This window comes from Achromobacter sp. DMS1, from assembly GCF_001270295.1.
The window spans coordinates 1-4,281 of the sequence record NZ_LHSJ01000162.1 but is presented as its reverse complement, the minus strand read 5'-3'; the positions used below and the strand labels follow the sequence as shown (position 1 = coordinate 4,281).

At 68.5% G+C, this 4,281-nt stretch carries 5 protein-coding genes and 1 pseudogene; 4 read left to right on the top strand and 2 right to left on the bottom strand.

Features of this window, described 5'->3' with window-relative positions:
* The 3 genes and pseudogenes from AD428_RS17455 to AD428_RS25310 all read left to right on the top strand — a co-directional run.
* A partial coding sequence (locus AD428_RS17455) for a histone deacetylase family protein (RefSeq protein WP_160318597.1) occupies nucleotides 1–594 on the top strand: 594 nt, incomplete at its 5' end.
* 77 nt (nucleotides 595–671) lie between these two features.
* On the top strand, nucleotides 672–1,643 hold the full coding sequence (locus AD428_RS17450) for a LysR family transcriptional regulator (protein WP_053246019.1): 972 nt from the start codon (nucleotides 672–674) through the stop codon (nucleotides 1,641–1,643).
* Nucleotides 1,644–1,654: 11 nt separating this feature from the next.
* Nucleotides 1,655–1,798 (top strand): annotated as a pseudogene (locus AD428_RS25310) (amino acid ABC transporter ATP-binding protein); the annotation flags it as partial.
* A gap of 252 nt (nucleotides 1,799–2,050) precedes the next feature.
* Here the strand turns inward: AD428_RS25310 and AD428_RS17445 are convergent.
* Together AD428_RS17445 and AD428_RS17440 are read right to left on the bottom strand one after the other, a co-directional pair.
* Nucleotides 2,051–2,377: a DUF4148 domain-containing protein gene (locus AD428_RS17445; protein ID WP_053246018.1), complete on the bottom strand. Its 327-nt coding sequence runs from the start codon at nucleotides 2,375–2,377 to the stop codon at nucleotides 2,051–2,053.
* Nucleotides 2,378–2,824: 447 nt separating this feature from the next.
* Nucleotides 2,825–3,187: a hypothetical protein gene (locus AD428_RS17440; protein WP_053246017.1), complete on the bottom strand. Its 363-nt coding sequence runs from the start codon at nucleotides 3,185–3,187 to the stop codon at nucleotides 2,825–2,827.
* Nucleotides 3,188–3,436: 249 nt separating this feature from the next.
* Here AD428_RS17440 and AD428_RS17435 point away from each other — a divergent pair, with 249 nt between their 5' ends.
* A complete protein-coding gene (locus AD428_RS17435) occupies nucleotides 3,437–4,066 on the top strand; it encodes an FMN-binding negative transcriptional regulator (protein WP_053246016.1) in 630 nt (209 codons plus the stop codon).
* Nucleotides 4,067–4,281 lie beyond the last annotated feature (215 nt).

Sequence of the window (4,281 nt, the reverse complement as noted above, 5' to 3'; positions counted from 1 at the left end):
CGCCAGGCCTACGCCCTGTGCCGCCCGCCCGGCCATCACGCGCGGCGCGACGCGGCCGGCGGCTTCTGCTACCTCAACAACGCCGCCATCGCGGCGCAGATGCTGACGCGCAAGTACCCGCGCGTCGCCATCCTGGACACCGACATGCACCACGGCCAGGGCATCCAGGAGATCTTCTACGAGCGCAGCGACGTGCTCTACGTTTCCATCCACGGCGACCCGGAGAATTTCTACCCGGTGGTCGCGGGCTTCGAGGACGAGCGCGGCGCGGGCGAGGGCTACGGCTTCAACGTCAACCTGCCCATGCCGCACGGATCGCCGGAATCGGTGTTCTTCGAGCGCCTGGACCAGGCGCGTCGCGCCATCGCGCTGTTCCAGCCCGACGCCCTCGTGCTGTCGCTGGGCTTCGACGTGTTCGAAAAAGACCCCCAGGCCATGGTGGCGGTCAGCTCCCAGGGCTTCGAGCGCCTGGGCCGCGCGGTCGGCGGCCTCGGCCTGCCGACCCTCATCGTGCAGGAAGGCGGCTACTATATCGAAGGCCTCGAAGACAACGCCGAGCGCTTTTTCTCGGGGCTGGCCCGCGCCACGGCCTGATCCCGGCCCGCGGCGCCCGCGGTTCGGGCCGTTTTTCCCTCCCGGCGGCTGCGGCCGCCGTTTCCGTTTTCCACGCCATGCCGAACCCGTCCGCCGCCAAGAAGCCGCCGCATCCGCTCGCTCCCGAGCGCCTGGACTGGAACCTGCTGCGCACTTTCATGTTCGTGGTCCAGGAACGCGGCGTGAGCCGCGCGGCCGAGGCGCTGCACCTCAGCCAGCCGGCCGTGAGCCAGGCGCTCAAGCGCCTGGAAGACGCCGTGGGCGGCGTGCTGCTGCACCGGCGCAGCGGCGAATTCCGCCTCACCGGCCTGGGCGAGGAAATCTACCGCCTGGCGCGCGAGATGTACGGCATGGTGGCGCGCATCGACGAGGCCGCCGCGCGCGAGGAAGACGAGGTCGCAGGCACGCTGCGCCTGCTGGTGATGAGCAAGATCCAGAGCGCGGCCTACGACGACTTTCTCTCGCAGTTCCACCGCCGCTATCCCAAGGTCGAGTTCTACGTCGACGTAATGCAGAGCGCCGCCATCCTCGACGCGCTGAGCAAGCGCGTGCCCGGGCTCGGCCTGTGCCTGTGCCGCAAGGCCATCGACAGCCTGGAGCGGCGCCTCTTTCTGCGCCACCGCTACGTGCTGGTCTGCGGGCGCCATCATCCGCTGTTCTCGCGCCGCAATGTGCGGGTCGAAGACCTGCTGGACCAGAACTTCGTATGCTTCGCCAGCGATCAGCTCGGCGATACGCTGTCGCCCCTCACCATCTTCCGCGACCAGCAGGGATTCACCGGCCGCATCGTGGGCACCTCGCCCTACGTGGAGGAAATCCGCCGCATGGTCATCGCCGGCCTGGGCCTGAGCTGCCTGCCCGAGCATCTCATCCGCGACGACCTGCTGGCCGGCGACGTGCGGCGCCTGTTGCCCACCCATACCGTGGCCGAGATCGACGTGTTCCTCGCCTGGCACCGCCAGCGCCGGCTCACCGCCGCCGAACAGGCATTCCTGGCCGCCTTCGAGCGCTTCCTGCAGCGCACGCCGCTGGAGATGCGGGCGGGGTGAGGGCGGGGCGCGAAATGGGTTTCGCGCGCGAAGTGGCCGACACCGTGTGGTTCATGGACGGTGGCCGCATCGTGGAAACCGCGCCGCCGGAGACGTTCTTTGTCCGGGCGGAGAGCGCGCGGGCGCAGAAATTCCTGGCCGAGATCCGCCATTGAGCGGGCGGCGGCCGCGCAACGACAGAACGCCGGCTCGCGCCGGCGTTCTGCGTACTGCGGGGAATGCTGCCGCAGGCATTGCTGCGGCGGGGACTGCGAACTGCTGATACTTCTACTGCAAGAACTTCAACTGCAACTGCTTCAACTACAGGTACTACTGCAAGTGCTTCAACAACGGGGTACTGCGACTGCGGGTACTGCCGCCGCGGCTTGCTGCTGCCGCGGCGTATTGCAACCGGTACGGACTGCCGCTCAGTTGTGGGGCGGGTAGTCGAGTTCGCCGAAGGTGTACTCGCCATTGGCCTTGGCCTTGGCCAGTTCCTCGCGCACTTGTTCGCGGGTCAGCGAGGTGGTCTGGGCTTGCGCGGGCGGGTAGTCGAGTTCGCCGAAGGTGTATTGGCCATTGGCCTTGGCTTGCTGCAGTTCCTGCACGACCTGGGCGCGGCTGGGGGTGCCGGGTTCGACTTGGCCGTACACGCCCTGGAAGGGGATGTTGTTCGGCTCGACGTTGGACGACGCGAAGGCGCTGGCGCTCAGGGCGGCAAGAGAGATCAGGGCGGCGCTGGCTAGGGTTTTCATGATGATTTCCTCTGTTGTCTGTATCTGGGCGCGAACCGGATGTGTTGCTGTTTGGTTCGCTGTTTGTTTCCCGATGACTGAATTGTGCGCCGTCTCTGACCTAGGATAAACCCGGTTTTCTTGGAAGCATTATTCCAAAATTCTGGGTAATAACGTTCTTTTACATGTTTTGTGCCGGCTGGAAGGGAGTTTGCCGGACGGGCGCTCGCCCACGCCCGGTCGGCCCACGCCCGGTCGGCCCATGTCCGGGCGATTCACATTCGATCGGCCTGCGTTCGGGCGGCCTGCGTTCGGGCGGCCCGCGCTCGGGCGTCTACATCCGGGCGGCCTGCAAGGCGGCCGCGCCGGAGCCTGCGCGGCAGGCGCAAGTGTTCGGCCGGGCGGCATGGCCCGGCGCAGGCGAAGAAAGAAGGAGAAAAGCGCGTCCGCGCGGGCAGGCGCGGGGCTTCAGGGGGCGCGGAAAAAGGCGCAGGCCGCAGGCGGCTCGATGGCCGGACGCGGCGGCCGGCCCTGCATCATGAAGCGTGCGCCCGACCGCGGCCGCCGTCTTGGCGGCCGTCTTGCGTGCGCGCTTCTTGCCGGCGGAAGCCGGCGAACCTGCGGCGGGCGATCCTGCGGCAGGCGATCCTGCGGCAGGCGATCCCGCGGCGGGCGCCCCGCGGCGGGCGACCCCGTAGCGTGCGCTTGCTGCGCATCGCCCGCCCGCTTGCCGGTGTCCTGCGTGTCGAATTCCTGGCGGTTGCGCTCGCCGCGCGGGGTGTTCTCGGGGTGCGCCTTGGGAAAGGCCCAGGGCTTGGTCTTCTGATCCATTGCATGTACTCCTTGCTTAGGCGGAACAGTAACACCCGCCGAGCGCCGCAGGTAAGTCAGGGTTGGCGTCAATGTACACAAAGGCCTGGGCGTGGCCGGCGCGGGCGGTTGCGCGGCGCGCGGCGGTGTGGCGCGGCCGCGGTTGTTTCGCGCGCATCTCGTGGCTCCATGAAATGTGTGATACATGGATCTTCTGATCGGGCCAGCATGGCAGTATGGTGGAGGCTTTCCCTCAGCTGATCCGCTCACATGTACCTGCCGTCCGCCTTTCGAGAAGATGCGCTGGAAGTCCAGCACGAATTCATCCGCGCCCATCCGCTCGCCGTTCTGACCACCGCCGCCGCGGGCGGTCTCATGGCCAATCACATTCCCTGTCTGCTGCGCGCGGACGAGGGGCGGGGCGTGCTCGGCCTGCACATGGCGCGCGCGAATCCGCAGGTGGCCGAGCTGGCCTCGGGCGCCGAATGCCTGCTGGTGTTCCATGGCCCGCAGGCCTACGTGACGCCGTCCTGGTACGCCTCCAAGGCCGCAACGCACAAGGTGGTGCCCACCTGGAATTTCGTGGCCGTGCATGCGTGGGGGCGCGCGCGGCTGCGCGACGACCCGGCCTGGCTGCGCTCGCATCTCGAAGCGCTGACCGATGCGCAGGAGCGCGCCCGTGCGCAGCCCTGGCGCGTGGACGAGGCGCCGGCCGATTTCCTGGACGCCATGATGCGGGCCATCGTGGGCGTGGAAATTCCCATCGAGCGCATCGAAGGCAAGTGGAAAGTCAGCCAGAACCGCCCGGCGGCCGACCGCCGCGGCGTGGCGCAGGGGCTGCAGGAAAGCGGCGATCCGGTCATGGCCGCGCTGGTGGCGCGCCGCGGCGGCCTGGCGTAGTCGCGTTCGCGCCGCCGCGCATTCCCGGGGGCTGACGCGAACGCCCGCGCGGGCTATGCTTGCGGCCTCGATCCGAATCCATTGCGCCGGCGCATGCCGCCGGCGGACTAACACCACACGACACGCAGGCGCGCAGGCTCATGGAATCATTCCTCGCCAGCTTCAAGGCATCCGCGACGGCACGCGCCGCCGGCGGGTGCGCGCGCCCGCGCGGG